28 protein-coding genes and 1 pseudogene are annotated in these 26,150 nt (G+C 61.1%); 18 read left to right on the forward strand and 11 right to left on the reverse strand.

The genetic code is table 11. From position 1 onward, the window contains the following. Positions 1–87: 87 nt before the first annotated feature. From ACIPSK_RS09590 to ACIPSK_RS09630, 9 genes and pseudogenes are all read right to left on the reverse strand, one after another. The gene (locus ACIPSK_RS09590; protein ID WP_162117536.1) at positions 88–459 is read right to left on the reverse strand and encodes a nuclear transport factor 2 family protein; all 372 of its coding nucleotides are present in this window, start codon (positions 457–459) and stop codon (positions 88–90) included. A 169-nt stretch (positions 460–628) separates the two neighbouring features. After that, on the reverse strand, positions 629–1,615 hold the full coding sequence (locus ACIPSK_RS09595; RefSeq protein WP_446532920.1) for an FAD binding domain-containing protein: 987 nt from the start codon (positions 1,613–1,615) through the stop codon (positions 629–631). Positions 1,616–1,619: 4 nt separating this feature from the next. Next, positions 1,620–2,279, reverse strand: coding sequence for a 2Fe-2S iron-sulfur cluster-binding protein (locus ACIPSK_RS09600; protein ID WP_026154611.1), 660 nt, complete (start codon positions 2,277–2,279; stop codon positions 1,620–1,622). A gap of 134 nt (positions 2,280–2,413) precedes the next feature. Beyond that, a complete protein-coding gene (locus ACIPSK_RS09605) occupies positions 2,414–3,298 on the reverse strand; it encodes a helix-turn-helix domain-containing protein (RefSeq protein ID WP_446532921.1) in 885 nt (294 codons plus the stop codon). A 231-nt stretch (positions 3,299–3,529) separates the two neighbouring features. Beyond that, positions 3,530–3,854 (reverse strand): annotated as a pseudogene (locus tag ACIPSK_RS09610) (IS5/IS1182 family transposase); the annotation flags it as partial. A 43-nt stretch (positions 3,855–3,897) separates the two neighbouring features. Then, the gene (locus tag ACIPSK_RS09615; protein ID WP_017968612.1) at positions 3,898–4,191 is read right to left on the reverse strand and encodes a type II toxin-antitoxin system RelE/ParE family toxin; all 294 of its coding nucleotides are present in this window, start codon (positions 4,189–4,191) and stop codon (positions 3,898–3,900) included. Beyond that, on the reverse strand, positions 4,188–4,430 hold the full coding sequence (locus ACIPSK_RS09620) for a type II toxin-antitoxin system ParD family antitoxin (RefSeq protein ID WP_017968613.1): 243 nt from the start codon (positions 4,428–4,430) through the stop codon (positions 4,188–4,190). Before ACIPSK_RS09620 ends, ACIPSK_RS09615 begins: the two co-directional genes overlap by 4 nt. Positions 4,431–4,595: 165 nt before the next feature. After that, positions 4,596–5,498 (reverse strand): MBL fold metallo-hydrolase, encoded by a 903-nt coding sequence (locus tag ACIPSK_RS09625; RefSeq protein ID WP_162117664.1) that lies wholly within the window; start codon positions 5,496–5,498, stop codon positions 4,596–4,598. A 103-nt stretch (positions 5,499–5,601) separates the two neighbouring features. After that, the gene (locus ACIPSK_RS09630) at positions 5,602–6,234 is read right to left on the reverse strand and encodes a DsbA family protein (RefSeq protein ID WP_162117539.1); all 633 of its coding nucleotides are present in this window, start codon (positions 6,232–6,234) and stop codon (positions 5,602–5,604) included. Positions 6,235–6,348: 114 nt separating this feature from the next. Between ACIPSK_RS09630 and ACIPSK_RS09635 the strand changes: the two genes are divergently transcribed. The 10 genes from ACIPSK_RS09635 (at position 6,349) to ACIPSK_RS09680 (ending at position 16,018) form a co-directional block, all read left to right on the forward strand. Next, positions 6,349–7,242: a LysR family transcriptional regulator gene (locus ACIPSK_RS09635; RefSeq protein WP_162117540.1), complete on the forward strand. Its 894-nt coding sequence runs from the start codon at positions 6,349–6,351 to the stop codon at positions 7,240–7,242. Positions 7,243–7,408: 166 nt separating this feature from the next. Continuing rightward, positions 7,409–7,675 carry an acylphosphatase gene (locus ACIPSK_RS09640; RefSeq protein WP_162117541.1) on the forward strand — a complete coding sequence of 89 codons (267 nt, stop codon included), beginning with the start codon at positions 7,409–7,411 and terminating at the stop codon, positions 7,673–7,675. Positions 7,676–7,830: 155 nt separating this feature from the next. Then, positions 7,831–8,481, forward strand: coding sequence for a Rieske (2Fe-2S) protein (locus ACIPSK_RS09645; protein WP_162117542.1), 651 nt, complete (start codon positions 7,831–7,833; stop codon positions 8,479–8,481). Further along, positions 8,481–9,326, forward strand: a complete 846-nt coding sequence (locus ACIPSK_RS09650) for an aromatic ring-hydroxylating oxygenase subunit alpha (RefSeq protein ID WP_162117543.1) — start codon at positions 8,481–8,483, stop codon at positions 9,324–9,326. Before ACIPSK_RS09645 ends, ACIPSK_RS09650 begins: the two co-directional genes overlap by 1 nt. After that, on the forward strand, positions 9,323–9,982 hold the full coding sequence (locus tag ACIPSK_RS09655; RefSeq protein ID WP_162117544.1) for a glutathione S-transferase family protein: 660 nt from the start codon (positions 9,323–9,325) through the stop codon (positions 9,980–9,982). The genes ACIPSK_RS09650 and ACIPSK_RS09655 overlap by 4 nt, the downstream gene beginning before the upstream one ends. Position 9,983: 1 nt before the next feature. Then, complete coding sequence (locus tag ACIPSK_RS09660; protein WP_162117545.1) at positions 9,984–11,363, forward strand: amidohydrolase; 1,380 nt, start codon at positions 9,984–9,986, stop codon at positions 11,361–11,363. A 25-nt stretch (positions 11,364–11,388) separates the two neighbouring features. Continuing rightward, the gene (locus ACIPSK_RS09665) at positions 11,389–12,486 is read left to right on the forward strand and encodes a BMP family ABC transporter substrate-binding protein (protein ID WP_162117546.1); all 1,098 of its coding nucleotides are present in this window, start codon (positions 11,389–11,391) and stop codon (positions 12,484–12,486) included. 3 nt (positions 12,487–12,489) lie between these two features. Then, the gene (locus ACIPSK_RS09670) at positions 12,490–14,010 is read left to right on the forward strand and encodes an ABC transporter ATP-binding protein (RefSeq protein WP_162117547.1); all 1,521 of its coding nucleotides are present in this window, start codon (positions 12,490–12,492) and stop codon (positions 14,008–14,010) included. Next, positions 14,010–15,110, forward strand: coding sequence for an ABC transporter permease (locus tag ACIPSK_RS09675; protein WP_162117548.1), 1,101 nt, complete (start codon positions 14,010–14,012; stop codon positions 15,108–15,110). Before ACIPSK_RS09670 ends, ACIPSK_RS09675 begins: the two co-directional genes overlap by 1 nt. After that, positions 15,107–16,018 carry an ABC transporter permease gene (locus tag ACIPSK_RS09680; RefSeq protein ID WP_162117549.1) on the forward strand — a complete coding sequence of 304 codons (912 nt, stop codon included), beginning with the start codon at positions 15,107–15,109 and terminating at the stop codon, positions 16,016–16,018. The genes ACIPSK_RS09675 and ACIPSK_RS09680 overlap by 4 nt, the downstream gene beginning before the upstream one ends. Positions 16,019–16,057: 39 nt before the next feature. Here ACIPSK_RS09680 and ACIPSK_RS09685 read toward each other — a convergent pair whose 3' ends face one another. After that, entirely contained in the window at positions 16,058–16,591 is a 534-nt protein-coding gene (locus ACIPSK_RS09685) for an NUDIX hydrolase (RefSeq protein WP_162117550.1), read from the reverse strand. Positions 16,592–16,687: 96 nt separating this feature from the next. On the opposite strand from ACIPSK_RS09685, the gene ACIPSK_RS09690 reads away from it, so the two are divergent. The 5 genes from ACIPSK_RS09690 to ACIPSK_RS09710 all read left to right on the forward strand — a co-directional run bounded on the left by ACIPSK_RS09690 (position 16,688) and on the right by ACIPSK_RS09710 (position 21,874). Beyond that, positions 16,688–17,332, forward strand: coding sequence for a DUF47 domain-containing protein (locus ACIPSK_RS09690; protein WP_162117551.1), 645 nt, complete (start codon positions 16,688–16,690; stop codon positions 17,330–17,332). Next, on the forward strand, positions 17,332–18,336 hold the full coding sequence (locus ACIPSK_RS09695) for an inorganic phosphate transporter (RefSeq protein WP_162117552.1): 1,005 nt from the start codon (positions 17,332–17,334) through the stop codon (positions 18,334–18,336). Before ACIPSK_RS09690 ends, ACIPSK_RS09695 begins: the two co-directional genes overlap by 1 nt. A gap of 466 nt (positions 18,337–18,802) precedes the next feature. Then, positions 18,803–20,116 carry a CmpA/NrtA family ABC transporter substrate-binding protein gene (locus ACIPSK_RS09700; protein ID WP_162117553.1) on the forward strand — a complete coding sequence of 438 codons (1,314 nt, stop codon included), beginning with the start codon at positions 18,803–18,805 and terminating at the stop codon, positions 20,114–20,116. Between the two features lie 55 nt (positions 20,117–20,171). After that, a complete protein-coding gene (gene ntrB, locus ACIPSK_RS09705; RefSeq protein ID WP_162117554.1) occupies positions 20,172–21,065 on the forward strand; it encodes a nitrate ABC transporter permease in 894 nt (297 codons plus the stop codon). Positions 21,066–21,076: 11 nt separating this feature from the next. Beyond that, positions 21,077–21,874 carry an ABC transporter ATP-binding protein gene (locus ACIPSK_RS09710; protein ID WP_017968631.1) on the forward strand — a complete coding sequence of 266 codons (798 nt, stop codon included), beginning with the start codon at positions 21,077–21,079 and terminating at the stop codon, positions 21,872–21,874. 50 nt (positions 21,875–21,924) lie between these two features. On the opposite strand, the gene ACIPSK_RS09715 is transcribed toward ACIPSK_RS09710, so the two are convergent. Then, positions 21,925–22,599, reverse strand: a complete 675-nt coding sequence (locus tag ACIPSK_RS09715) for a GntR family transcriptional regulator (RefSeq protein WP_017968632.1) — start codon at positions 22,597–22,599, stop codon at positions 21,925–21,927. A gap of 340 nt (positions 22,600–22,939) precedes the next feature. Between ACIPSK_RS09715 and ACIPSK_RS09720 the strand changes: the two genes are divergently transcribed. From ACIPSK_RS09720 to ACIPSK_RS09730, 3 genes are read left to right on the forward strand one after another with little or no spacing between them, the layout of a single operon-like run. Next, positions 22,940–24,067, forward strand: a complete 1,128-nt coding sequence (locus tag ACIPSK_RS09720; RefSeq protein ID WP_162117555.1) for a BMP family ABC transporter substrate-binding protein — start codon at positions 22,940–22,942, stop codon at positions 24,065–24,067. Positions 24,068–24,087: 20 nt separating this feature from the next. Then, positions 24,088–25,215, forward strand: a complete 1,128-nt coding sequence (locus ACIPSK_RS09725; RefSeq protein ID WP_162117556.1) for an ABC transporter permease — start codon at positions 24,088–24,090, stop codon at positions 25,213–25,215. After that, positions 25,215–26,141 carry an ABC transporter permease gene (locus ACIPSK_RS09730; RefSeq protein ID WP_162117557.1) on the forward strand — a complete coding sequence of 309 codons (927 nt, stop codon included), beginning with the start codon at positions 25,215–25,217 and terminating at the stop codon, positions 26,139–26,141. Before ACIPSK_RS09725 ends, ACIPSK_RS09730 begins: the two co-directional genes overlap by 1 nt. Positions 26,142–26,150 lie beyond the last annotated feature (9 nt).

The following is a 26,150-nucleotide window of genomic DNA, read 5'->3' on the forward strand; positions in this document are numbered from 1 at the left end:
CCTCGAGGTTTTCATATTGGCGTTCGGAGACATGGAGGCCGCGACGACGCCTCTTCCTCGCACTTTCATGTTCATCGCCGCCGGAACTCACGCGGCGATTTCGCCGAAATACTCGCGAAACTCGACCAGCCTCCCTGTCGAGCCGGCTTGCATGAAGATCGCATGCAGGCCAGTGTACTGCGCGCCACCGATTGTCCCGCTGCCGCGATCGCAGACGATGACCCAGTCGGCGGCGAAGAGCTTGAGATCGACTGTCGATTCCGTGATCCTGTTTCCCTGCGCTTGATGCGCGGCGGTCCAGGCTGTCAGTGCCTGCTTGCCCTCGGGCGGTCCGTGCCGACCTCGTTGTTCGCCGACGGGGAATTGGAAGGTCATCGTCTCATCGCAACAATCGAGGAATGCCGTCCAATCGCCGGAAGCCCAGCCGGCAAAGAAGGCGTCGACGGCGGCCTCAAGCACGCGACGAGCTCCCGGATCGGATGTGGCGCCCCAAGCTGCGGCAGCAGAGACGAAAGGGCGCCACCCGAGGCGGCAAAGGCGCGTCGCGTAAGTTTCATGTCGATCTCCTGTTAGTGGCCTTCATCTGAGAACAGCCGTGCGGGGTCATCGTCTCTGTCATCGCATCACCTCATGCACCTTCGACGGCGGCGGCGAGCGTGTACCGTACTGTCCGTTTGGCCAGCGGGATCTTGAAATCATTGCCGCCATGACCGACAGCTCCGGCGAGTGCTGCCTCAGCCGCGTCGGTAATGGCGGCATCGGACGTCGCCGCTCCCGCGAGCCTTTGCTCGGCTGCCGTTGCGCGCCAAGGCTTGGCTGCCACGCCGCCCATGGTGATCCGGGCGCTTCGGATGCGGTCGCCGCTTTTCTCGACGATCACGGCCACCGAGACCAGCGCGAAGGCGAAGGACGCTCGGTCGCGCACCTTGCGGTAGACCTGACGGCCAGGTGGTATTGGCGGCAGGGTAACAGCGGCGATCATCTCGCCATGGTCGAGCACGGTCTCCACGTCAGGCGTCGTACCGGGCAATCGATGGAGATCGCCGATCGGGATCGTGCGAGTCTCGCTGCCGGACGATATAGTTTCGATCCTGGCATCCAGCCCGGACATGGCGACCGCCATGTCCGGGGGATGGACCGCGATGCAGGCTTGGCTCGCGCCGAGTACCGCGTGCGTGCGATTGAAGCCCTGAAGCGCCGCACAGCCCGAACCCTGCTCGCGCTTGTTGCAAGGCATGTTGCGGTCGTAGAAGTAGGGGCAGCGCGTGCGCTGCAGGAGATTGCCGGCGGTCGAGGCCTTGTTGCGGATTTGGCCGGAAGCTCCCGCCAGCAGTGCTTGCGCGAGCATTGGATAGCGTGACCTTACCTTTGGATCGGCGGCGAGATCGCTGTTGCGGACTTGAGCACCAATCCGAAGCCCGCCCTCATCCGTTTCCTCGATCCGATCGAGCGGCAAGCGGCTGATATCGACGAGATGTGCCGGCCGCTCGATCTCGAGCTTCATCAGGTCGAGAAGGTTGGTGCCGCCGCTGATGAACCTGGCGTCCGGCCGGGTCGCAACCGCAGTGGCCGCCTCCTCGACGCTTTCCGCGCGTTGATAAGTGAAAGATTGCATTTGCTCACGCCTCCCCTGCCGCGTCGCGGATCGCGGCGACGATGTTCGGATAAGCAGCGCAACGGCAGATATTGCCGCTCATCCGCTCACGGATCTCGGCATCGGTGAGAGCGATGGAAGCCGCTGCCACGTCGGCGCTCGCATGGCTAGGCCAGCCTTCCTTGGCTTCACTCAGCATGCCGACCGCGGAACAGATCTGGCCTGGCGTGCAGTAGCCGCACTGGAAACCATCGCGGGCGATGAAGGCGACCTGGACCGGGTTCAGCTGATCGCCCTCGGCAAGGCCCTCGATGGTGGTTATCTCGTCGCCCTGGTGCATTGCGGCAAGCGTCAGGCAGGAATTGATCCGGCGCCCATCAACAAGCACCGTGCATGCACCGCACTGGCCATGGTCGCAGCCTTTCTTCGAGCCGGTGAGGCCGAGATGGTTGCGCAAGGCGTCGAGCAGCGTCGTGCGCGGGTCGAGCTCAACCGCAAAGTCCTTCGCGTTGATTCGCAAGGACATCGGCATGGTCGGTGTTGGCGTGGGCGATGCGGCGGCCGTGGCGGTGTCCGCCTGCTCGGCGCCAACCGGCATCCCGGTTGCCAGGAGCAAGCTGGTCGCGACTCCGCCTTGCAATACTGTTCGACGCGTCGGCCCCTTCCTGTGGTCTGTTTCAGCCATGCATGATCTCCCAATCGCAATGAAGAACGTTGACAGCAACCGACCCGATAGCGAGCGTCTCGGATGCTGCTACTCATCGATACTGGATGTGGAGAGGCGTGCTGCGGCTTTCTTTCAGGAAATCGGCAGCAATGTCAGGATCCCGGAGGAAAATGCATCCGATAGACCCGAGGGGTCATGCCCCTGAGGCGCCGAAATGTCGTTGTGAAGTGACTCTGACTTGAAAAGCCGAGCCGAAAGGCAATGGTGCCGATCGACAAACCTGTTTCGCGTAGCAGCGTCTCTGCTCGCCACACACGTTCCTCGATCACATATGCATAGGGCGCAAGGCCGGTCGTCGCTTTGAAGCGGCGTGCGAAACTGTCGACGGCCATATCTGCGACGGCTGCCAGTGCGCTCAGCGAAATGTCGGAATTCATGTGTGCATCAATATAGTCCCGAACGCGACCAAGCGCCCGACGGCTGAGGCAGCCGTGGCCCTGAACCGGGTTGTGCTCCCTGTTCAGGATTGCCACGCGGTGGCCAACAAGGGCGACCAGATGCTCGACATAGGCGGTGTCCGGCTTATGGCCGAGCGCCATCTCGTCTCGAAGCGAGCCCACGAGAGTGGCAATGACCGAGTCTTTCTTGTTCACCAGGATCCGCAAATCCCCCAAGTTTTCACATCCTGAAATCCTGGCGTCGGGATCGATCCATAAGGCCGAGTACGTCAGGTCCACGTTCCGGTAGAAGCCGAATCGCTCGGCACCCGCGGGCACGAAGGTGAGCGCCCCGGGGCGATCCTTTCCGTTGTACACGGATTTTGCCTCATGCCGGATACACGTTTGAGACGTTCCGCCTTCCTCGGTCAGGACGACCAAATGATGAGGAGCTGTCCAGCAAAGTTCCGCCTCCCGGCACGCCCACCGCCGATTGTCGAAAACGATCGACGATCCGGCCCATGACGCCGTTTGCAGCGGCTCAGACCTCTCCTCCTGGCTCCGAATCCGTCCGTCACCAAGTAGCGGTTTGAATGACATTGCTGCATCTCGCTGGTTCATTAACGGAGCCGCACCGGCTTCGTCTTGAGCATCGTGTGCTGTCCGCCTCCGTGGCTGCGCATATGGGGCAAGCATCGGGCCTTGATAACCGCGCCGCGTTCAAGAATTTGTGAGACCGGCCAAAATCTGCCGGAGGCATAGGTTTTACTGCGACTAGGCGTTGGTGCGGGGATCAGCAAATGTGCGGAATTTGGTCTTTGATCGACCCGCTTATTTGGTTGCTGCCGTCGAGGCTTGGCAACGAACGGATTTTGGGCGTCCGCAAGCGAGCATTCGGTTCAGGATGGCCACGCCGATTGCAGCCTCTGTCTGTTGAGCAAGGAATGATCGAGTACGCAAACGCGGTCCAATGATGCCTTTGTATCGACTCATCGCGGTTTCAGCCAAAGCTCGTTTGCCATAGCCGGTAGATGCCTGCCATTTCAGCCGGCCATCTATCTGCATGGATGCGATGTGATCGTCTCTCTGGCAGGACGCCTGGGCGTTCAACCGCATTCGAGCGCGGTGGAATGACAACCCTTGCGCCTGCGCTGTGAAACCTGAGACACACCAAATCCCACAGCTCCATCCGAGGTGCGCTAAATTGAATCAGTTGCCCAGTCTTCATGCGCGTGGCGAATTCGTATTACAAAAATTGTTTCATCATTTTCGATCCGATAAACGATTAGATGCGCTTTGAAGGGATGAATTCTAACGGGCGGATCGATCTCATCCCGTTCGCGCGCGATGCGTGGATTGGCAGCTATCAGATCAAATAATGCGAAAAGTTCATCGTGGTATCGCTTTGCTTGGCCTGCCCCGAACAGACGCACACCTTGCTCGGCGATCGCAATGATGTCCTCTTCCGCTTCGGCAGAAAGCCTAAAACTCATGACTTGCTGGTACGAGCCATCGCCTCAGCAAAGAGTTCATCCTTTGATCGAACGCCGACACCGCTTTGGAGCCCGGCCTCGACGAAGCTTTGCATGGCGGCGATCTTGTCGTTTCGCGTCTGGTCGCGTCGGATCAGGTCGCGCACGTAGTCGCTAGCATTCGAATATCGCCCGGTCCTGGCCTGGGCCTCCACCCAATCCTTCATCGGGCCTGGAAGAGATACGTTCATCGTGGCCATTGATAACCTCCATTTGAAGGCAATATAACCGATTTTGGCAAAGTTTGTCAAAGGATCGAACGCCTTGATGAGATGCGGACCTGACGACTGCATCACCACTTTTGCGGCCTTCCCGGAGGTGAAGGGCCCTCCCAGGCCCTTCGGATCAGTTTGAAGATCGGCTGTTCAGCCCCACTTCATTTCTCCCTTGGCGACTTTGGCGCCTATGTCGAGCGCAACGCCCATACCAAGACCCGGGAAGCGGGCTTCCATGGCGGCCTTCAGCGCGGCGGAATCGGCGGCCTTGGCGCGCTCTTCCTCGAAAGCGAGCAGATAGCTCTTCGTGTGTTCGACGGCGGACAGATCGGTTGCCGCTTCCGGCATCATGTGACCGGGAACGACAATCGTCGGTTTGCGGGCGCTGATTTTGTCGAGGGTGGCCACCCAAGCGGCACGCTGCTCCGGTGCCTGGGTGTCGGCCGTCCACACATGAACGCCCGAGAAGATCATGACGCCCCCGAAAACAGCATTCAGCGACGGCACGAACAGGTACCGGCGATTGCCTAACCCCGCCTCGGCCGCGACAATCTCGACGGTCTCACCATCGACTGTGAGGCTTGGAGCGTCGAAGGCTTCGGGCATGACGATGTCTGCAAGGGTCTGCGGGCCGTTCTCCTTGAGCTGCGGTCCCCAAACGGCAAGCTTTTTCTCGACGTTGCCCTTGATCGCTGCAATCGTATCGGAGGCGGCCAGCACTTTTGTGCCGGGAAAGGCTTCGAGGACCGGCTTGAGGCTGAAGTAATAGTCGGGATCGGACTGGCTGACATAAATCGCGGTCAGTGTCTTGCCCGTGGCCTTGATGGCTTCCGCCAGCGCATGGCCGTCGGGATAGCTGAAGCCGCCGTCGATCAGCAACGCTTCGCTGGGGCCGGTCAGCAGCACCGGAGCGCGAAAGAAGCCATTCTGGCCGGCGGGGAAGTGCTTCCAGGCCAGCTTTGATCCGGCTGCGTTGCCGAGACCGGCAGGTGCGAAAACGGCCACCGCGCCGGCTGCGAGGGTGGTTTTCATGATTTCTCTCCTTGAATACATGGTTGTCTCCGATGATCGCCAGTTTCGATTTTCTGCTGCCGTGAGTGTTCCCCCCGGCAGGCTTTGTCGGTAGTTCATGGAACGGTCTGCTGACAATGAACGATCACGCCGCCTGAAGCTCGGCAGCAAGTTGGTCAAAGCCGCCGAACAAGGCATCGCTGCGCAGCACGCGGCGCTTGTCGCCGTCGCTGACTAATAGCGCCGGGACACCATCCATGCGGAATGCATCCATCAGTTGGCGGGACTTCCCGATCCTGTTGCGGTAGGCGTCGAGCAGAACCTCGTCCGGAGCCCGGACACGAGCGGCCGCATCGGAAAACCCAGCCTGATCGAGAACGTCGGCCACGACTGCGATCTCCGAGGTGTTGCGGCCGTCAACATAACGGGCGATTTGAAGTGCCGTCAGAGCTTCGCGCTCTCTGTCGAGTTGCGTAAGCCCGACCGCAATGAGCCCGAGCGTCGCAGGGGCGGAGTCGAACATAGTGTCCGCGCCCCCGAGAACCTGATCGCGATAGAGCTGGCTGAAGACCTGTCCCGTGAGCCGGTTGATCCGCTGGTCATTATGCCAGGCATAGGCTGCGAAACGTTCATCCAGCGGCCGCGCGCCTTCGCCCGCGAAGAGTCCGCTCGGCGCAAGCTCGACGGTGAGATTGTCGAGCCTGGCCATTTTGTCGAGCGCCGGTGCCGCACCATAACACCAGCCACAAAGCGGATCGTAGAGATAGGTAAGATGCATTTCGGACCATCCTTGAAGCGATGGGCAACAGATAGCGCACTTCTATTGAGTGATAAATATTGTTAAATGTGGCAGAATGTATGTCAAAAACTTACAATCAAGGGGAAGAAGGTCATGGAGGCTGTCAACCTCAATCGGCTTGCCTATTTCGCAGCCGTCGTCGATACCGGCTCGTTCACGAAAGCTGCCGAGCGCCTCGCGATCACAAAGACGGTCGTCAGCCAGCAGGTTGCCCGGCTGGAAGCTGAGTTGAAAACCAGCTTGCTCCTCAGAACAACGCGACGCGTCGAGCCGACTGAGGCCGGCAAGCTTCTCTACGCGCGCTGCGTCATGATCTTCCGCGAAGCCGAGGACGCGGTCGGTGAAATCACCCGCGCAAATGCCGAGCCGACCGGCATGCTACGCATTGCTGCGCCCAACGATTATGGTGCGAGCGCGATCGCTCCGATTGCTGGGGCGTTTATCCAGAAGTACCCCGCTTGCAGGGTGGAGCTTCTGCTCGCCGATACGAAGATGGATTTGCTCGCCAATCAGATCGATCTGTCGATCCGCGTTGGTTGGCTCGATGACTCCAGTCATCAAGCGAGACGGATCGGTTCGTTCCGGCAGTTTCTTGTTGCGTCCCCCAGCTTCTCCTCCACGCTCAATTTGAATAGCCCAGAGGATGCGGCGGGCCAGCCGTTTATCGCCAACCTGGCCCTCAAGGAGCCGGTGGTCTGGAGGTTTATCCAGGGCGATTTCGATCGGCGGACTGTGCGGATGCAGCAGAGCCTCATGAGCAATTCGACGCCTGCGGTTCTCGCGGCCACGCTTGCTGGAGCAGGCATGTCCGTGCTTCCGGATTTTCTGGCTGGAGAGCATATAGACGCCGGCCGATTGACAAGATTGTTGCCGGACTGGAGCCTGCCGGCCGGAGGAATCTATGTCGTCTATCCGGCAGCTCGGTTCCGCACTCCCAAAGTCACGGCCTTTGTCGCAATGCTTACGGACGGTCGCTCGCCCGATTAGGCTGCGCCATCACGGAGCCTGAGTTGCTCCGAAGCAGCCTTACGGTGCCGGGGAATTGGTACCGCAGGGCTTTGCAAAGGAAACTCCGACGCCATATTCTCGCCTTGACGGCGACCGCTTCCCGAAGTTCATTCAAGCGCTATGGTGTAGGAAAACAAGGGCGAGCATGGGACAAGATACAAGCTACCTCCTAGAACGGATGACGATTGTCGGTGATCTGGAGGTTGCCTCCTTCGTTCCCTGGATCAGGCGTCATGCCGCCAAGCTTGGCCTCTCGCACACCGTATCTCATACGAGTTCCATGCGGATCGAACTTGAGGTTGCTGGGCCGGAGGAGTTGATCGACATGCTGGAGATGGGATGCTCTCTCGGGCCTATCGACGTGTGGGTCGAGAGGATAGATCGAACGGCGATCAGCGGCGAAAGGACCTAGTCCGGGCTCTCGCGCATTTCATCGGTGCATATTATTTACTCAATATTGCCAATGCGAAATAATTATGCAAACCTGATAAGGTTGCGGCGGAATAGCCTCGGCGCCGATGCTGGACTTGATCGGCAAGCATTTGGTTTTGTTTGGGAATTCTAGTCATGCCTTCCGATACGACGGGCTTTTGGACGCCAGTCGCCCTTTCCCGGGATTTGCCGGCCGGAACCGTGATGCCGGCTTGGACGGCCGCCGGATCGATTGCCCTGTGGCGCAGCGCTTCGGGGCGCATATCGGCATCGGCAGATCGCTGTCCGCACCGCGGCATGCGCTTGTCTCACGGCTTCGTGCGCGGCGAGGCGCTTTCCTGCATCTATCACGGCTGGAGCTATGGCCAGGCCGGAAACTGTCTCCGCATCCCGGCCCATCCGGGGCTGATGCCGCCGGAAACCATCCGCGTCGCCACCCATGATGTCGAGGAAGCGGGCAGCGTGATCTGGGTGGCCGTGGGTACGCCCACATCGAAGCCGCCGAGGCTCGAGGGCCTCATTCCCCTGCGCTCCCTGACAGCGTTCGCCGGCATCGCCGCGATCGAGGCGGCGGCCGGCAGCAGGGCGAGCCCTGATGGTCTTGTCGAGATCGACGCAGCCACCGGAGCCGTCTGTCTGCTATTATCCGCCCAAGAAGACGGACAGACGCTGATCCATGTGCTGCTGAAGGGTGAAGCCGGCCCTGCCGCGGGTATCGGCGCTTCACGGGCCGCCGAAAGCCTGCGGCGCCGGGCTGAGGATCTTCAAAAAAAGGAGATCGCGTAATGACCATGCAGGCGATGATCGACGAATGGTATCCGGTCGGGCTTTTCAGCCAGCTCGACAGTGCCGGCCGCAAGACGGCGTTGATGGGCGAGCCGATCGAAGTGGCGCGCGATTCCGACGGCAGTGCGAAGGTGACGGGCGTAGATGGCCGTGTTCTGCCGGTGCGCGTGCGTTACGGCCATGTCTGGTCCTCCCTCGGCGAGCCGAAGAAGGAACTTTTTCCCATTCCCGAGGCCGACCAGCCCGGTCGCCGCTTCGTCGATGTCGGCGTGGTGCGGGTGCGCTGCTCGCCGCTGCGTGCCGTCGAGAACTTCCTCGACATCGCCCATTTCCCCTTCGTCCACACCGATATTCTCGGCGCAGAGCCGCATACGGAGGTCCAGAACTACAAGGTCGCGATCCGCGAGGAAGAAGACGAGGTCTGGGCGACGCAGGTGAAGTTCTACCAGCCGCAGGCCTCGAAGTCGGCAAGCGGCGGGATCACGACGGAATATATGTACCGCGTGCCGGCGCCGACCTGCTCCGTGCTTTACAAGACCTGCCCGCCTCGCCCGAGCGAATGGGATGTCATCACGCTCTTCGTGCAGCCGCTGGCCGAGGACCTCTGCGACGTCTGGCCGTGGATGGCGCTCTTCGACGACGAGACCGCGATGACCGACCTCATTCATTTCCAGCAGACGATCTTTCTGCAGGATCGTTCGATCCTCGAAAACCAGATTCCGCGGCTGCTGCCGCTCGACCCCGGCATGGAAATCCCGACGCGGGCCGATCTGACATCGATCGCCTACCGGCGCTGGCTGAAGCGTCACAACTATACCTACGGCGCACAGCTGGTGGCGCTATGAAGCTCTACGACTACATTCTCTCGCCCAGTTGCTACAAGGTGCGCCTGATGGCGGCGCTGACCGGCGTGAAGCTTGACCTGCGGCCGGTGGATTTCCATCCCGGCGCCGAGCATCGCGGGCCAGAACTGCTTGCGCTCAATCCGGCAGGCTCCATTCCGATCCTGGAGGATGGCGACCTGATCCTGACGGAATCGTCGGCGATCCTTGTCTATTTCGCCGCCAAGGCAGCACCCGAATGGCTCGGCAGCGGCAAGGCCGAGGAAGCGGCGCGGATGCAGCAATGGCTGTCGTTCTCCGGCCGGCTGACGGCAAGCCTCGGGGCAGCGCGGCTCCATGAAATGCTGCTGCGTCCCGGCGATATCGGCGCGCTGCAGGCTCTGGGCATCGCCGCCCTTCGCGAGCTTGAAGCCGGGCTTGTCGAGCAGGGTCTTCGCGGCATGCGCTTCCTCGCCGCCGACCGGCCGACAATTGCCGACATCGCCTGCTTTCCCTACGTGGCGCTGGCGCCCGATGGGGGCGTCACGCTGGATGCTTATCCTGTGGTTCGGCTCTGGTCCCGGGCGCTGCGCGCCCTCGACAAATTTATCGAGATGCCAGGTATTCACCGGCTGCACGAGTTGAAGCCCGAACCTCATATCGAACCGGGCGAGGCGTGAGATGGCTGGATATCTCCTGAAGAACTGCGCGGCCGTGATTGTCGACGAGGGCAAGGGACCGGTCGTCCATCGCAACGTCGATCTCCTGACCAGCGGTCCGGCGATCGTGGCGATCGGCGAAAATCTGGGGGCGGACGCACTGCCTGCCGGCACGACCGTGCAGGATGCTGGCGGCTGGTTTGTCTATCCGGGCCTCGTCAACACCCATCATCACTTCTTTCAGTGCTTCGTGCGCAACCGCGCCGATCTCGACTGGACGAAGCTCTCGGTGATCGAGTGGCTGGACCGCATCTACCCGATCTTTTCGCAGCTCAACGAGGCGTGCTTTTATCACTCCTCCGTCACGGCGATGGCCGAGATGATCAAGCATGGCTGCACCACGGCCTTCGACCACCAGTACAATTTCCCCCGGCACGCCGGGAAGCGGCTGATCGACCGTCAGTTCGAAGCAGCCGAGCTGCTCGGGATGCGTTTCCATGCCGGCCGCGGCGGCAACACCCTGCCGAAATCGGAAGGTTCGACCATCCCGGACGAGATGCTGGAAACGACCGACGAGTTCATCGCCGACTGCGCCCGGCTGATCGACACCTATCATGATGCGAGCCCCTTCAGCATGCGCCAGGTCGTGGTCGCGCCCTGCCAGCCGGTGAACTGCTACCGCGAGACCTTCGTGGAATCGGTGGCGCTGGCGCGTGATCGCGGCGTCATGATGCATACCCATGTCGGCGAAGGCGAAAGCCCGGTCATCCAGGCTCGCCACGGCATGCGCACGGTCGACTATCTGCAAGAACTTGGCTTTGCCGGGGCCGATGCCTTCTATGCCCATTGCTGGGAGCTCACCCACGACGAACTCAGGACAATGGCCGCCAGCGACACCGGTGTCGCGCATTGCCCGGAACCGGTCTATCTCGTCGGCGCTGAGGTCACCGACATTCCCGCCATGGCCGCCTTCGGCCTGCGCATCGGCCTCGGCTGCGACGGCGCCGCCTCCAACGACAATTCCAACCTGATGCACTGCCTGCATTCCGCCTACATGCTGCAGTGCCTCGTCGCCTCCGGCCGCGCCCATCCCGTGCCGCCGCCGGTCGATTTCCTCGGCTACGGTACGTCAGGGGGTGCCAGCCTGCTCGGCCGGCGCGATATCGGCCGGCTGGCGCCCGGCATGGCCGCCGACCTGTTTGCGATCGACACCCGGCGCATGGACTACGTCGGCACGCGGCACGATCCGCTGAGCCTGATTGCCCGCGTCGGCATCGGTATGGCGACGGACATGACCATGATCAATGGCCGCATCGTCTGGCAGAAGGGCGAATTTCCCGGTCTCGACGAGGCCAAGCTGGCTGCCGATGCCGAGGCCGCACTATCCACCGTGGAATTCTAAAAAACCAAAAGAGGGAACTGAGAACATGACCAAATTGACCCGCAGAAACCTGATGACGGCCGCTGCCGCCACCGGCCTTGCCGGCGTGCTCGGCAGCCGCCTTGCTTTGGCCGCCGACGAGCCGCTCGGCATCACGCTCGTCGTCCCGTCGCCGATCGGCGACGTCGGCTGGGGACATGCACTTGCCGCCGGTCTCGAGCCGATCAAGGCTGCTTACGGCGACAAGGTCAAGATCACCGTGCTTGAGAATATCGCGGAAGGCCCGGATGCCGACCGCATCATGAACAAGACCGTCGCCGACGGAAACAAGTTCCTGGTCGCCGGCTCTTTCGGTTATCAGAACGGCGCCTTGCAGATCGCCCGCCGCGATCCGAGCGTCACGGTCCTGCACGCCTCCGGCTTCCAGGTTGCTCCGAACTTCTCGCCTTTCGCCGCCAAATATTTCCAGGGCACCTATCTGCTCGGCATGGCTGCCGCGGCACTTTCCAAGACCGGCAAGCTGGGTTCCGTCTCCGCCTTCGCCATTCCCGAACTGATCACATCCATCAACGCCTTCACCCTCGGCGCCCGGGCCGTCAAGCCCGATATCGAAGTCTCGGTCGTCTGGGTGAACTCCTGGTTCGACCCGGCCAAGGAGCAGGAGGCCGCCAAGGCGCTGATCGCGCAAAAATGCGACGTGATCTTCTCCAACGCCCAGGACACGCCGTCTGTCATCTCGGCCTGCGAAGAAGCCGGCGTCTACGCCTTCAACCTCAACTCTTCGATGAAGAAATATGCGCCGAAAACCTATCTTGGATGCATCTCGACGGACTGGTCGCCGTTCTTCAAGGCATCGGTCGACGCCCATCTCGCCGGCACGTTCAAGGGCGCCAATGCGTTCCTCGGCGTCGCCGACAAGGTCGTCGAAGTGGTCGACTGGAGCCCGGATGTTCCGGCTGACGTGATGGCCAAGATCAAGGAGATCGAGGCAAAGATCGCCGACGGTAGCTTCTCGCCTTTCACGGGGCCGATCATCAAGGCAGACGGCAGCGAAGGTGTCGCATCCGGTGCAACCATGGCCGACGCCGAAATCATTGCCATGAATTGGCACGTCAAGGGCGTGTCCACGCCGCTGCCGAAATAAGTGATGACGACCCCGCTTCTGTCGCTGCGCGGCATTTCGAAGAGCTACGGCCAGATCCATGCCAATCAGGCAATCGATCTGGACGTGGCGCCGCAATCGATCCATGCGATCCTCGGCGAAAACGGGGCGGGAAAATCGACGCTGATGAAGCTGATCTACGGCGTCGAGCAACCGGACGACGGAGACGTCGTCTGGGAAGGAGAACCCTTGCACCTCGCCTCCCCTGCCGAGGCGAGGCGCCAAGGCATCGGCATGGTCTTCCAGCATTTCTCTCTGTTCGAGACCCTGACCGTCCTGGAGAATATTCGGCTGGTCGTGCCGGGTCGCAAGGCTGAGCTCAAGGACCGCATTCGCACGCTTGGACGGGAGTTCGGCCTTGATGTCGACCCGCTCGCCCATGTGCACGCGCTGTCCGTCGGCGAGCGGCAACGGGTGGAGATCGTCCGAAGCCTGATGACCAATCCGAAGCTTTTGATCCTCGACGAGCCGACCTCCGTCCTGCCGCCGCAACTGGTGGAGAAGCTCTTCGACACGCTGCGTCGGCTGCGCGACGGCGGCGTTTCCATCCTGTTGATCTCCCACAAGCTCGAGGAAATCCGGGCGATCTGCGATCGGGCGACGATCCTGCGCGGCGGACGGGTGACCGGGGATGTCGACCCGCGTGACCATGATGCCCATGACCTTGCCCGCATGATGATCGGCCGCGATATGCCCGCTCCCATCTCGGCGCTGCCGCTATCCGGCGGTGAAAAGCGGCTGGAGATCATCGGTTTGGACTATCAGCCAGACGATCCCTTTGCCGTGCCGCTCTCCGGCATCAGCCTTGAAGTGCGTGCCGGCGAAATCCTCGGGATCGCCGGTATTTCGGGCAACGGCCAAAGCGAACTTGCCGCGTTGATTTCAGGCGAAACGGTGCTGGGACGCGACCAACGCGACCGGATCTACATGATGGGGATGGATGTCGGCAGGCTCGATGCCGCCGCGCGGCGGACGCTCGGATTTGCCTTCGTTCCGGAAGACCGGCTCGGACGCGGCGCCGTCCCCGAAATGTCACTCGCCCTCAACAGCCTGCTGACGGCCCATCCGCTCAAGCTTTTGCGGCACGGTCTCGTCGACAGAGCGCGGGCGTTGGCGTTCACCAAGGATTGCATCCGTCAGTACGATGTCCGCACTTCAGGCTCGGATGCGGAAGCCGGCACTCTATCGGGCGGCAATCTGCAGAAGTTCATCGTTGGCCGCGAAATCATGCTGTCTCCGAAATTGCTTTTCGTGGCGCAGCCGACCTGGGGCGTCGATATCGGCGCCGCATCCGCCATCCGCAGCCGTCTGGTCGCATTGCGCAATCAGGGCATGGCGATCCTCGTCATTTCCGAGGAACTGGAAGAACTGTTCGAGCTCTGCGATTCCATCCAGGTGCTGCATCACGGCCGGCTCAGCCCGCCGCTCGCGACACGGGACACGAAGCCCGAGGAGATCGGCCGATACATGATCGGGGCACAAGCCTCGCCTGAGAAAGTCCAGTGATGAGTCCTTGGTCCCTTGCTTTCGTTCCCACCCTGGTCCGCCGGGAGCGCGCTTCGCTTGCCGCGACCTTGCTCGCGCCCGCCATGGCACTTGTCATAGCGATCGCGCTCAACCTCGGCCTATACATCTTGATGGGTCGCGACCCTGTCGCGGTCGTTTATGCGATGCTTTTCGAGCCCTTCCTTTCCTGGGCCTCGTTTTCGGAGGTGCTTTTAAAGGCCGGACCGCTCCTTCTGATTGCACAGGGGCTGGCGATCGGCTTTCGCGCCAAGGTCTTCAACATCGGCGCCGAGGGCCAGTTCATACTCGGCGCGATCTTCGCCTCTGCCATTCCGGTCTGGTTTCCTCAGGCGACGGGCCAGTGGATCTGGCCGGCGATGCTGCTGCTCGGCGCCATCGGCGGCGCACTTTGGGCTTCTCTCACCGCCTTCTGGCGCGTGCGCCTTAACGCCAACGAGATCCTCGTTTCGTTGATGCTGAGCCTCGTTGCGGCGCAGCTGCTGAACTATCTGTTGCTCGGCCCCTGGAAGGATCCGAACGGCTTCAATTTCCCCCAGTCGGTGATGTTTCAGTACGATGCGATGGTGCCGACCCTGATTGCCGGTACCCGCGTCAATGTCTCGTTCCTCATCACGCTGGCTTTGTCGGTTGCGGCCTGGGTCTTCATGCAGAGGAGCTTCATCGGTTACAAGCTGCAGGTCGGCGGTCTGGCGCCGCGGGCTGCCGGCTATGCCGGCTTCAGGGAAGGTTGGGCGATCTGGCTTTCGCTGCTGATCGGCGGCTTTGCAGCCGGCCTTGCAGGGGCTGCCGAAGTCGCCGGTCCGCTCGGCCAGCTGCAGCGTTCGGTCGCGAGCGGCTATGGCTACGCGGCCATCATCGTCGCCTATCTCGGCGGCCTGCATCCGATCGGCATCGTGATCTCGGGGCTGGTCATGGCGGTCATCTATATCGGCGGCGACAATGCCATGGTCTCGGCCAACTTGCCGATCGCCGCCGTCCGTGTTTTCCAGGGCAGCCTGCTGCTCGCCTATCTGATCGCCGTCGCCTTCGTGCGCTATCGCCTTGAATGGCGCCGCGCCGCCCACCGGAGCCCGTCATGAACGCCATCGAGTTCATTCTTGCCGGCATGCTTGCGGCTGCGACACCGTTTCTTCTCGCAGCCCTCGGCGAGCTGGTGGCCGAGCGCGCCGGCGTCCTCAACCTCGGGGTCGAGGGATTGATGGCCTTCGGTGCCGTGCTCGCCTTCATCATCGTCTACCAGGGTGGCGGACATCTCCTGGGTTTCGTCGCAGCCGGGCTCGGCAGCGCTGTCCTTTCTCTGCTCTTTGCCTTCGTCACGCTCGGATTTCGGGCAAACCAGGTGGCGGCGGGCCTTGCCATCGGCATTCTCGGCCAAGGCCTTTCCGCCCTTTTCGGCAAGACCTATGAGAGCCTCACGGTCAGGGGACTTCCGAAGCTCGCCCTTCCCGGGCTTTCGGAATTGCCGGTTATCGGCGGCCTTTTCGTCCAGGATATCGTCGTCTGGATTTCACTCGCCGCGACCCTCGCTCTGTGGGCGATATTTGCCTACACCAAGCTTGGCCTCATCGTCCGCGCCGTCGGCGAGAACCCGAAGGCCGCACACGCCATCGGCTATTCGGTAATTTCAGTCCGCGTCCTTGCCATCGCCTTCGGCGGTGCGATGGCCGGCTTCGCCGGCGCCTACGCGTCGGTGGTCTACACCCCGCTCTGGGCCGACGGGATGATCGCCGGGCGCGGCTGGATCGCCATCGCCCTCGTCGTCTTCGGGACGTGGCTCACCGGCCGTATCTTCCTCGGCGCTTGCCTCTTCGGCGCGGTCTCGCTGATGGGGCTTGCAGCCCAGGCAACCGGACTGGACGTTCCCTCACAATTGCTCTCGAGCCTGCCATATCTCGTCACGATCATCGTGCTCGGCATCATCTCCGCCGACCGTCGTCTGCTGAAACTGAACGGCGTGGCATCGCTTGGCGAACCGTTCGAGCGATAAAGACACGCGGCGCTGCAACGTCGGCGAAAAAGCCCGTGGTCAGCCGTGATCGCGTTTCTTGCGGTCGCGCGCCTCAAATTGGACGAGCAGCGACTTGAGTTCGATCTCGCGAACGCGTCTTGCTGCTTCATCCGGGCTCACCCATTCGAGAATACGCAGACCCCGCTCCTTGAAATCGCCGCTGATGTCCGTGACTTCCATCTGAAACATGTCGACGATACAGGGCACCACATCGCCATTGTCGAGTTCTTTGAGATAGGTATAGCGGCCGACCGGCTTCTTCTTCACCACTCCGCGCACGCCTGCCTCCTCCCAGGCCTCGATTGCTGCTGCTTCGAAAGGCTTTTTCCCTTTCATCGGCCAACCTTTCGGGATGACCCAGCGTGCGCTCTCGCGAGACGTGATCACCAGGATTTCGATGTCGGATCCGGCACCGCCGTGGCGGAAGCAAAGTGCGCCATATTGTTGGCGGAATGCACCGGCGAACAGCATTTCAGGAACAGCAGCGAGCTGCCGCAGCAGTGGCTGGGACTTGTCCAGTCGAGGCTTCCTGCCCTTTTTGCTAGGCGTCATATTGATTGAGCTACCGAATTTGATTGTTGCTTCAATTGCCTGAGCGTGTTTATGACAGTTTTATGACAATCGGCCGCACGAGGAAGGTTCGCAGGCATGATGAGCATTTTTCGCAAGCTGATGCCACGGGAAGACAGATTCTTTGAAATGTTTTCCAAACACTCGAAGACTGTCGTTGCCGCGGCGCACGCCCTCGATCAACTCCTGAAGGGCAATGACGTTCAGAAAAACTGCGAACGTATCGTCGCATTGGAAAACGAGGCGGACGACGTCACGCGCGATGTTCTTCTTGCCGTTCGACGAAGCTTCATCACGCCCTTCGACCGCGGTGACATCAAGGACCTCATTCAGTCGATGGATGATGCGATCGACATGATGCACAAGACAGTCAAGACGATCCGCTTGTTCGAGCAAACGAGCTTCGATCCGCTGATACAGGAGATGGGCGGTGAAATCGTCAAGGCGGCAAACCTTGTTGCGGAAGCGATACCCCTCCTCGACAGATTGGGAGCCAATGCGCAGCGTCTGGCGGCCATCGCGGAGGAGGTCACCCGAGTGGAGGGACGTTCCGATGAACTCCACGACCAGGGTTTGAAGGATCTGTTTATGCGCCATGGCGCCGGCGGCAATGCGATGGCCTACTTGATCGGAAGCGAAATCTACGGAGAGCTGGAGAAAGTCGTCGACCGCTTCGAGGATGTCGCCAACGAAATCAGCGGCATTCTCATCGAGAACGTCTAATGGATGCCTCGCTCGCTCTGCCGCTGCTGGTCGGCCTGGTCGTCGTCGCCCTGTTCTTCGATTTTCTCAATGGTCTGCATGACGCGGCCAATTCGATCGCCACGATCGTCTCGACCCGCGTCCTGCGGCCACAATATGCGGTCGTCTGGGCGGCGTTCTTCAATTTCATCGCATTCCTGTTCTTCGGCCTGCATGTGGCCGAAACACTAGGGACCGGCATCATCGATCCGGCGATCGTTTCGCCCCAAGTGATCTTCGCCGCACTGATGGGCGCGATCATCTGGAATATTCTGACCTGGATCTTCGGAATTCCATCGAGCTCGTCGCATGCGCTTGTCGGTGGGCTGGTGGGGGCCGGTCTGGCAAAGGTCGGCTTCAGCTCGATCGTCTGGAACGGACTTCTAAAGACCGTCGGTGCTATTTTCCTGTCGCCAGCCATCGGCTTTCTGCTTGCCCTGGTGCTGGTGCTCGCCGTCTCCTGGCTATTCGTCCGGCAAACGCCGTTTGCCGTGGATCGCACATTTCGCACCATGCAGTTCGTATCCGCTTCGCTTTATTCGCTTGGCCACGGCGGCAACGATGCGCAGAAGACGATGGGCATCATCGCGGTGCTCTTGTTCAGCCAAGGATATCTCGGCCCGACATTCTACGTGCCGTTCTGGGTGGTCATTTCCTGCCAATCGGCAATGGCTCTCGGTACGCTCTTCGGCGGATGGCGGATCGTTCATACCATGGGGTCGAAGATCACCCGGCTCAATCCCATGCAAGGTTTCTGCGCAGAGACCGGCGGAGCGTTGACGCTCTTCGGAGCGACCTGGCTCGGTATTCCGGTTTCGACAACGCATACCATCACCGGAGCAATCGTTGGAGTGGGCGCGGCTCGTCGTGTCTCAGCCGTGCGCTGGGGATTGGCCGGCAACATCGTGATAGCCTGGATCGTCACGATGCCGGCGGCTGCAGCAATATCTGCAGCGTTCTACGGCCTCGTCTCTTTGCTGCAATGAATGAGATGACGGCGAGGCAATCGCCACGCATTGACCTTCCCCTCTTGAGCTTTCCGGCTGGCATTCCCGACAGAATAAGGCGCGTAGAATCCACTCTGCGGTCTGCGTGGTCGCTACTGCCATATTGCGTGCACTGCACAAATAGAACGCTCTCATGGCCGCGATTACTTAGCAGTCGCACAAAACAGAAGCAGAAAATAACAAAGCCTAAGAAATAGGCATTCGTCAATTCTTCGTATTTCTCCTTTTGCTTCATGCCGTTACCATTTCCTCTGGAATTGGCACGCTGTTTGCAGGTCCTAAGACGCATCGGTCAATGGCGACCGGCGCGGATAGGCGCGGCATAAGCGCCTACAATAGACACCGACGTCGCAAGGTTTTTGCTCCGGGATTCTCCCATCCCCTGGACGCAATTTCCGGCGGCGTTTTTTTGTGTCCAAATTCAGCCAGCAGAGGGAACCTGCGCATGACAAAGAATTTGCAGACTGGGATTTTTACAACCGGCATGACCCGCCGCAGCATGCTCAAGACGACCGCAGCGGCCGCCCTCATCGGCGCTGTCAAGACGGCCTTTCCGTCCGGCGCCTTCGCAGCCGGAGCAGGCCCTGAAGTGACAGGCGTCAAGCTCGGCTTTATCGCGCTCACGGATTCCGCGCCGCTGATCATCGCCAAGGAAAAGGGCTTTTTCGACAAGCATGGCCTTCCGGAAACGGATGTGGCCAAACAGGCCTCCTGGGGTGCGACCCGCGACAATCTCGTGCTGGGCGGCGCGGCAAACGGCATCGACGGTGCGCATATCCTGTCGCCGCTCCCCTATCTCATGCATACCGGCAAGGTGACGCAGAACAATAAACCGGTGCCGATGGCAATCCTCGCCCGGCTCAACCTCGACAGCCAGGGTATTTCCGTCGCCAAGGAATATGCCGACACCGGCGTGCAGCTCGATTCCTCCAAGCTGAAGGCCGCATTCGAGAAAAAGAAGGCGGAGGGGAAGGAGATCAAGGCCGCCATGACCTTCCCGGGCGGCACCCATGACCTCTGGATCCGTTACTGGCTCGCCGCCGGCGGTATCGATCCGAACAAGGACGTTTCGACCATCGTCGTGCCGCCGCCGCAGATGGTTGCCAACATGAAGGTCGGCAACATGGACGTCTTCTGTGTGGGCGAACCGTGGAACGAGCAGCTCGTCAACCAGGGCATCGGCTTTACCGCAGCCACCACCGGCGAGCTCTGGAAGGGTCATCCTGAAAAGGCGCTCGGACTGCGCGCCGACTGGATCGAAAAGAATCCCAATGCTGCCAGGGCCCTGCTGATGGCCGTCATGGAGGCTCAGCAGTGGTGCGAAAGCATGGATAACAAGGCGGAGATGGCTGACATTCTCGGCAAGCGCCAATGGTTCAACGTTCCGACGAAGGACGTACTCGGCCGCCTCAAGGGCGACATCAATTATGGCGATGGCCGCGATGTCAAAGCCACCGACCTCTATATGAAATTCTGGAAGGACGGCGCCTCCTACCCGTTCAAGAGCCACGATACCTGGTTCATGACGGAAAACATCCGCTGGGGAAATCTGCCGGCGAGCACCGACATCAAGGCGCTGGTCAACCAGGTGAACCGCGAAGATATCTGGCGTGAGGCCGCCAAGGATCTCGGCGTCGCGGCGGCCGATATCCCCGCATCGTCTTCTCGCGGCAAGGAGACTTTCTTCGACGGCAAAGTCTTCGATCCGGAAAATCCCTCGGCCTATCTCGACAGCCTTTCGATCAAGGCTGTCTCGTGATCCGCTCCGGCGCGCTCCGGCGCGCCGGCCTTTCATGCACGTGAGGAGCACGTTGATGTCCGCCCTGGCCAATAAAGAAAACCCCTCCACGGCCGCCTCTGCCAAGCTGGCGGCAAAGGTTCTGCCGTTTTCCGGCAAGCATGGATCGCGGATCGATTTTCGTCGAGCGGCACTGACCGCCCTTCGCAATGTCGTTCCGCCAATCGTCGTGCTGGCACTCATCCTGCTCGTCTGGCAGGTGCTCTGTTCATCGGCGGACGCGTCTTTGCCCTCGCCGCATCGGGTCTGGCAGGATAGCTATGACCTGATCGCCTATCCGTTTTTCAACTACGGCTCCCAGGATATCGGGCTCGGCTGGCGCGTGCTCATTTCGCTGCAGCGCGTTCTCTATGGCTTTGGGCTTGCAGCAGTCACTGGTGTCATCATCGGTGCGATCATCGGCCAGTCGGTCTGGGCGATGCGTGGCCTCGATCCGATCTTCCAGGTGCTGCGTACGGTTCCGCCGCTCGCCTGGCTGCCGCTGTCGCTCGCAGCCTTCCAGGATTCCAACCCCTCGGCGATCTTCGTGATCTTCATCACGTCGATCTGGCCGGTGATCATCAACACCGCCGTCGGCGTCCGCAATATCCCGCAGGATTACCGCAATGTCGCCGAGGTGCTGCGCCTCAACCAGTTCGAGTTTTTCTGGAAGATCATGCTGCCTTCGGCAGCGCCTTACATCTTCACCGGCCTCAGGATCGGCGTCGGCCTCTCCTGGCTCGCCATCGTCGCGGCCGAAATGCTGACCGGTGGCGTCGGCATCGGCTTTTTCATCTGGGACGCATGGAACTCGTCACGCCTTCCGGACATCATCGTCGCGCTCGCCTACATCGGCATCGTCGGCTTCGCCCTGGACAAGCTGGTGGCAGCACTCGGCAAACTGATCACCCGCGGCGCCATGGCCAACTGAGGAACGCACCTATGAACGCCTATCTGAAGCTTGATCATATCGACAAACATTTCGATCGGGGCGGCGTGCGCGCCGAGGTCCTGAAGGACATCAACCTGACGATTTCCGCGGGCGAATTCGTCTCGATCATCGGCCATTCGGGCTGCGGCAAGTCCACCCTGCTCAACCTCATCGCCGGCCTGACCCCGGTTTCGGCGGGCGCCGTGCTGCTTGAAAACCGTGAGGTCAACGGACCCGGTCCGGAGCGTGCCGTCGTCTTCCAGAACCACTCGCTGCTGCCCTGGCTGACCGTCTACGAAAACGTCAATCTCGCCGTCTCCAAACTCTTCAGCCGAACGAAGACCAAGGCCGAGCGGCATGCGTGGGTCATGGCCAACCTCGACCTCGTGCAGATGGCGCATGCGAGGGATAAGCGGCCTTCGGAAATTTCAGGCGGCATGAAACAGCGCGTCGGCATCGCGCGCGCGCTTGCAATGGAGCCGAAGATCCTGCTGCTCGACGAACCCTTCGGCGCGCTCGATGCACTGACCCGCGCCCATCTGCAGGACGCGGTGATGGAAATCCACGCCCGGCTTGGCAACACGATGGTGATGATCACCCATGATGTCGATGAGGCGGTGCTGCTGTCCGATCGCATCGTGATGATGACCAACGGCCCGGCAGCCCGCATCGGCGAAGTGCTCGACGTAACTATGCCCCGTCCCCGCCATCGCATCGAACTCGCATCCGACCGGACATATCTCAAATGCCGTGAAGCTGTGCTGAAGTTCCTCTACGAACGCCACCGTTTCATCGAAGCGGCGGAGTAGAGACCGGGACATTACTTCGGCGTTTGCCGGCTGTGGTTTTCGCGCCCTCTTTACTCCCCAGGCGTTGCAAATACCGCGCTGGCATCGCTGACAATTTCCACATGGGAATATGCCGCCTGCCCCGCGGCGGCGGCGTCCGCGCGCATGATCGCGGTGACGATCCGGCCGTGCTCCTCATAGGATTTTGCCAGACGCCCGGGCAGGCGGAACTGCGCCCGCCGAAAGGGCGCGAGCCGCGCCCGTGTCTGAGTGACCATCTCGAAGACATGATCATTATGCGCGCCACGATAAAGCCGGGTGTGGAATTCGGTGTTGTGAGCCGAATATTCTTCTTCGGCGCCGGCATGCACGAGTCTCATCGATCCGCGATGCTCCAGCTCCAGCGCACGCCGCTCGTCGACCGTCATACGCTCGGCCGAGAGCCTGGCACAGATTGCTTCGAGTTCCGCCATCGCTTCGAACATCGAATGCAGATAGGCTTCGGTGACATTGGTCACGACGGCACTGCGGTTTGGCTCGCGCGCGACCAATCCCATGGCGCCCAACTCACGCAGAGCCTCGCGCACCGGGGTGCGCGAAACGTCGAAACGAACCGCGAGCGATACCTCGTCCAACTTCGCGCCTGGCAGCATTTCACCTGTGACGATCATGTCGGCAATCGCCCGCACCATCTGTTCGACGGTGGTTCCGGTGCGGATCACTTCTCTGCGCCTGGGCTGCTTCACGATACGAATCTGCTCACATCAACACTCTGCATACAGATGACGTTCGAGACTGGATAAGTCAAATCGGGCGGCGAAGATATTGTTAAATGTTCACTTTCTGATGCAGGAGATACCTCGGGTAACTCGACGTTGTGCCAACTACGCAGTCACAATGAACAAGAAATATCTATTGATTACTTTTTACGCAAGAATTCGATCAATCTGTATGCACTTTGCAACATGCAAATCTTGCGGTAACGGATAAACTATAAAAAACAACAGATTAATTTCTGGCACATGCATTGCATGCACTTTTCCGTACCCGTTCACAACCGGCCCAGCGCCGCAAGGAGCATTTCCGATGACCAAACTCCTTTCCATGAACCGCCGCAATTTTCTCCAGGCTTCTGCTGCCGGTGCGCTTGCCGGCGCCATGCCGGGCCTGATCGCCTCCTCCGCCGCTGCCCAAACCGCGCTGACCGTCGGCTTCATCTATGTCGGCCCGAAGGACGACTATGGCTACAACCAGGCGCATGCCGAAGGTGCGGCCGTCATCAAGGCGATGCCTGGTGTAACGCTGGTCGAAGAAGAGAACGTGCCGGAGACCGTCGACGTCCAGAAGACGATGGAATCCATGATCAACCTGGATGGCGCGACCCTGCTCTTTCCGACCTCCTTCGGCTACTTCGACCCGCACATGCTGGCCGTGGCCGGCAAACATCCCGACATCCAGTTCCGCCACTGCGGCGGCCTCTGGCAGGAAGGCAAGAACCCGGCCAACACGGGCTCCTATTTCGGCTATATCTTCCAGGGCCAGTATCTGAACGGCGTTGCCGCCGGCCATGCGACGAAGAGCAAGAAGATCGGCTTCGTCGCCGCCAAGCCGATCCCGCAGGTTCTGCAGAATATCAACGCCTTCCTGCTTGGCGCGCGCACAGTCGATCCTGGCATCACCTGCCAGGTGATCTTCACCGGCGAATGGTCGCTCGCCGTCAAGGAGGCCGAAGCCACCAATGCGCTGGTCGACCAAGGCGCCGACGTCATCACCTGCCACGTCGACAGCCCCAAAGTGGTCGTCGAGACGGCTGCCGGCCGCGGCGCCTTCGTCTGCGGCTATCACGCCAACCAGAGCCCGCTTGCGCCCGAAAAATACCTCACCGGCGCCGAATGGGCCTGGGGCAACGTCTACGGCGACTTCGTCAAGAAGGCGCAGGCCGGCGAAAAGCTCGGCAACTTCGTGCGTGGCGGCCTGAAGGACGGCTTCGTGAAGATGAGCGCGCTCGGTCCCGGTGTGTCCGCGGAGGGCCGCAAGGCCTTCGAAGCCACGCAGGCCGAGATGATGAAGGGCGGCTTTTCGGTCTTCAAGGGACCGTTGAAGGACAACAAGGGCGACACCGTCGTGGCTGCCGGCAAGAGCTACGCCGAAGACGCGATCGAGCTCGAAAGCATGAATTATCTGGTCGAGGGCGTTGTCGGGTCCACGGCGTAAACCGCGAAGGGAGAAGCGCCATGACCATCGAGGCCAATGATCCCGCAATAGTCATCGCGGAAAAACCGGCTTCCTTGCGCCCCGTCCTCGAATGGATCGCGCGGCGGGCCGAGCCTGTTGTCATCGGCCTCACGGCCATTCTGATCGGTCTTGCGCTCTTCTCCCTCTTCATCCTGGCGGTCGGCAAGTCGCCGGCCACTCTCTTCCAACTGATGTACACCGGCGGCTTTGGCAGCTGGTTTTCGGTGCAGAACAGCTTAAGTCGTGCCGCACCCCTTCTCCTGACGGCACTCTGCGTCGCCCTGCCCGCCCGTCTCGGCCTCGTCATCATCGGCGGGGAAGGAGCGGTCGTGCTGGGCGGCGTTGCTGCCGCGGCCATGGCTCTGCCGCTCGCCGGCACTGCGCCTGTCTTCCTCACCCTCATTCTGATGGCGATCGCCGCCATGGTGGTCGGCGGCATCTGGATTGGCCTTGCCGGTTTTCTGCGCCACTATCGCGGCGTCAACGAAACCATCTCGTCGCTGCTGCTCTCCTATATAGCCATTGCCCTGATGAACCAGTTCGTCGAAGGGCTGCTGCGCGATCCGGCAAGTCTCAACAAGCCGTCGACCAGGCCACTGCCGGCGGAATACATGCTCGGCAATATTCCCGGCATGGACGTACATTGGGGCCTCGTCATCGGCATCCTCGCCTGTGTGGTCTCCTGGATTGTGATCGAGGCCACGAGCTACGGTTTTGCCGCCCGCATCGCTGGCGGCAACGTGCGCGCCGCCCAGATCCAGGGACTGCCGGTCGGCAAGCTGATCGCCGGATTTACCGCGCTTGCCGGCAGTTTTGCCGGTCTGGCGGGCATGATCGAAGTGGCGGCGGTGCAGGGAAGTGCCAATGCCTCGCTTGCAGCCGGCTACGGTTATACCGGCATCCTCGTCGCCTTCCTCGCCAGGCACAATCCGCTGGCGATCATTCCGGTGGCGATCCTGCTCGGCGGCATCGACGCCTCGGGCGGCCTCATCCAGCGGCGCATGGGCCTGCCGGATGCGACGGTTCTGGTGCTGCAGGGCACGCTCTTCATCGTCATTCTGTTCTGCGAGACCTTCTACGGCCGCTTCAAGATCTTCAATCCCGACCTCTGGAAAAGGAGCCTCTGATGGAAGAGACAGGCATCGGCATCTGGGGCGTGCCGCTGGCAATCTTCGCGGGCGCCATCCGCGTTTCCACCCCCTTCATCTTCGTCAGCCTCGGCGAGACCATCACCGAACGTTCCGGTCGCATCAATCTCGGCCTGGAAGGCACGCTCGTCTTCGGCGCCATGACGGCCTATGCGGTGGCTGTCATGACCGGCTCGCCGACCCTCGGCGTGCTCGCCGCAATGGTGGCAGGCTCGATCTTCGGGCTGATCCATGGCTGGATCTGCAAGTTCCCGAAGGTCAACGACATCGCCATCGGCATCGCTATGATGCAGTTCGGTCTCGGTATGGCGTTTTTCCTCGGCAAATCCTTCATCCAACCGGTGGCCCCGAAACTGCCCTCGATCGCGCTCGGCGGCTGGTCGAGCAGTCCGCAGATTCAGGCGGCGCTCAATATCAACGTGCTGTTCTTCATCGGCGCGGCCCTTGCGCTCTTTCTGTTCTGGGCCTTCAAGAATACAAGGATCGGCCTGATTCTGCGCGTCGTCGGCGACAGCACCGACGCGGCCCGGGCGATGGGCATCCATCCGGACCGGGTTCGCCTGCTGGCGACGGCCGCCGGCGGCTCGCTGGCGGCAATCGGCGGCGCCTATCTCTCGCTCTACTATCCGGGCTCCTGGAACGAAGGCATTTCGTCGGGCCAGGGCCTGATGGCCGTGGCCCTCGTCATCTTCGCCCGCTGGAACCCGATCGGCTGCTTCCTCGCTGCCCTGCTTTTCGGCGGTGCCGGCGCGCTCGGCCCCGCGCTGCAATCGGTCGGCGTCACACAAGGCTACTACCTTTTTTATGCAGCGCCTTACGTGCTCACCCTCGTCATCCTGATCGCCACCTCCTCGCCCACCCGCTCGCTCGCCGGTGCGCCGGGCGCGCTGTCGCTGACGAAATAACGGAGCTTG

The sequence above is a fragment of the Rhizobium sp. LARHSG275 genome (assembly GCF_052871115.1).

Excerpts from the sequence above, each read along its gene's own strand:
- ACIPSK_RS09595 (WP_446532920.1), bottom strand. The coding sequence starts at position 1,615 with ATGCAATCTTTCACTTATCAACGCGCGGAAAGCGTCGAGGAGGCGGCC.
- ACIPSK_RS09600 (WP_026154611.1), bottom strand. The coding sequence starts at position 2,279 with ATGGCTGAAACAGACCACAGGAAGGGGCCGACGCGTCGAACAGTATTG.
- ACIPSK_RS09605 (WP_446532921.1), bottom strand. The coding sequence starts at position 3,298 with ATGTCATTCAAACCGCTACTTGGTGACGGACGGATTCGGAGCCAGGAG.
- ACIPSK_RS09615 (WP_017968612.1), bottom strand. The coding sequence starts at position 4,191 with ATGAGTTTTAGGCTTTCTGCCGAAGCGGAAGAGGACATCATTGCGATC.
- ACIPSK_RS09620 (WP_017968613.1), bottom strand. The coding sequence starts at position 4,430 with ATGGCCACGATGAACGTATCTCTTCCAGGCCCGATGAAGGATTGGGTG.
- ACIPSK_RS09625 (WP_162117664.1), bottom strand. The coding sequence starts at position 5,498 with ATGTATTCAAGGAGAGAAATCATGAAAACCACCCTCGCAGCCGGCGCG.
- ACIPSK_RS09630 (WP_162117539.1), bottom strand. The coding sequence starts at position 6,234 with ATGCATCTTACCTATCTCTACGATCCGCTTTGTGGCTGGTGTTATGGT.
- ACIPSK_RS09635 (WP_162117540.1), top strand. The coding sequence starts at position 6,349 with ATGGAGGCTGTCAACCTCAATCGGCTTGCCTATTTCGCAGCCGTCGTC.
- ACIPSK_RS09640 (WP_162117541.1), top strand. The coding sequence starts at position 7,409 with ATGGGACAAGATACAAGCTACCTCCTAGAACGGATGACGATTGTCGGT.
- ACIPSK_RS09645 (WP_162117542.1), top strand. The coding sequence starts at position 7,831 with ATGCCTTCCGATACGACGGGCTTTTGGACGCCAGTCGCCCTTTCCCGG.
- ACIPSK_RS09650 (WP_162117543.1), top strand. The coding sequence starts at position 8,481 with ATGACCATGCAGGCGATGATCGACGAATGGTATCCGGTCGGGCTTTTC.
- ACIPSK_RS09655 (WP_162117544.1), top strand. The coding sequence starts at position 9,323 with ATGAAGCTCTACGACTACATTCTCTCGCCCAGTTGCTACAAGGTGCGC.
- ACIPSK_RS09660 (WP_162117545.1), top strand. The coding sequence starts at position 9,984 with ATGGCTGGATATCTCCTGAAGAACTGCGCGGCCGTGATTGTCGACGAG.
- ACIPSK_RS09665 (WP_162117546.1), top strand. The coding sequence starts at position 11,389 with ATGACCAAATTGACCCGCAGAAACCTGATGACGGCCGCTGCCGCCACC.
- ACIPSK_RS09670 (WP_162117547.1), top strand. The coding sequence starts at position 12,490 with ATGACGACCCCGCTTCTGTCGCTGCGCGGCATTTCGAAGAGCTACGGC.
- ACIPSK_RS09675 (WP_162117548.1), top strand. The coding sequence starts at position 14,010 with ATGAGTCCTTGGTCCCTTGCTTTCGTTCCCACCCTGGTCCGCCGGGAG.
- ACIPSK_RS09680 (WP_162117549.1), top strand. The coding sequence starts at position 15,107 with ATGAACGCCATCGAGTTCATTCTTGCCGGCATGCTTGCGGCTGCGACA.
- ACIPSK_RS09685 (WP_162117550.1), bottom strand. The coding sequence starts at position 16,591 with ATGACGCCTAGCAAAAAGGGCAGGAAGCCTCGACTGGACAAGTCCCAG.
- ACIPSK_RS09690 (WP_162117551.1), top strand. The coding sequence starts at position 16,688 with ATGATGAGCATTTTTCGCAAGCTGATGCCACGGGAAGACAGATTCTTT.
- ACIPSK_RS09695 (WP_162117552.1), top strand. The coding sequence starts at position 17,332 with ATGGATGCCTCGCTCGCTCTGCCGCTGCTGGTCGGCCTGGTCGTCGTC.
- ACIPSK_RS09700 (WP_162117553.1), top strand. The coding sequence starts at position 18,803 with ATGACAAAGAATTTGCAGACTGGGATTTTTACAACCGGCATGACCCGC.
- ntrB (WP_162117554.1), top strand. The coding sequence starts at position 20,172 with ATGTCCGCCCTGGCCAATAAAGAAAACCCCTCCACGGCCGCCTCTGCC.
- ACIPSK_RS09710 (WP_017968631.1), top strand. The coding sequence starts at position 21,077 with ATGAACGCCTATCTGAAGCTTGATCATATCGACAAACATTTCGATCGG.
- ACIPSK_RS09720 (WP_162117555.1), top strand. The coding sequence starts at position 22,940 with ATGACCAAACTCCTTTCCATGAACCGCCGCAATTTTCTCCAGGCTTCT.
- ACIPSK_RS09725 (WP_162117556.1), top strand. The coding sequence starts at position 24,088 with ATGACCATCGAGGCCAATGATCCCGCAATAGTCATCGCGGAAAAACCG.
- ACIPSK_RS09730 (WP_162117557.1), top strand. The coding sequence starts at position 25,215 with ATGGAAGAGACAGGCATCGGCATCTGGGGCGTGCCGCTGGCAATCTTC.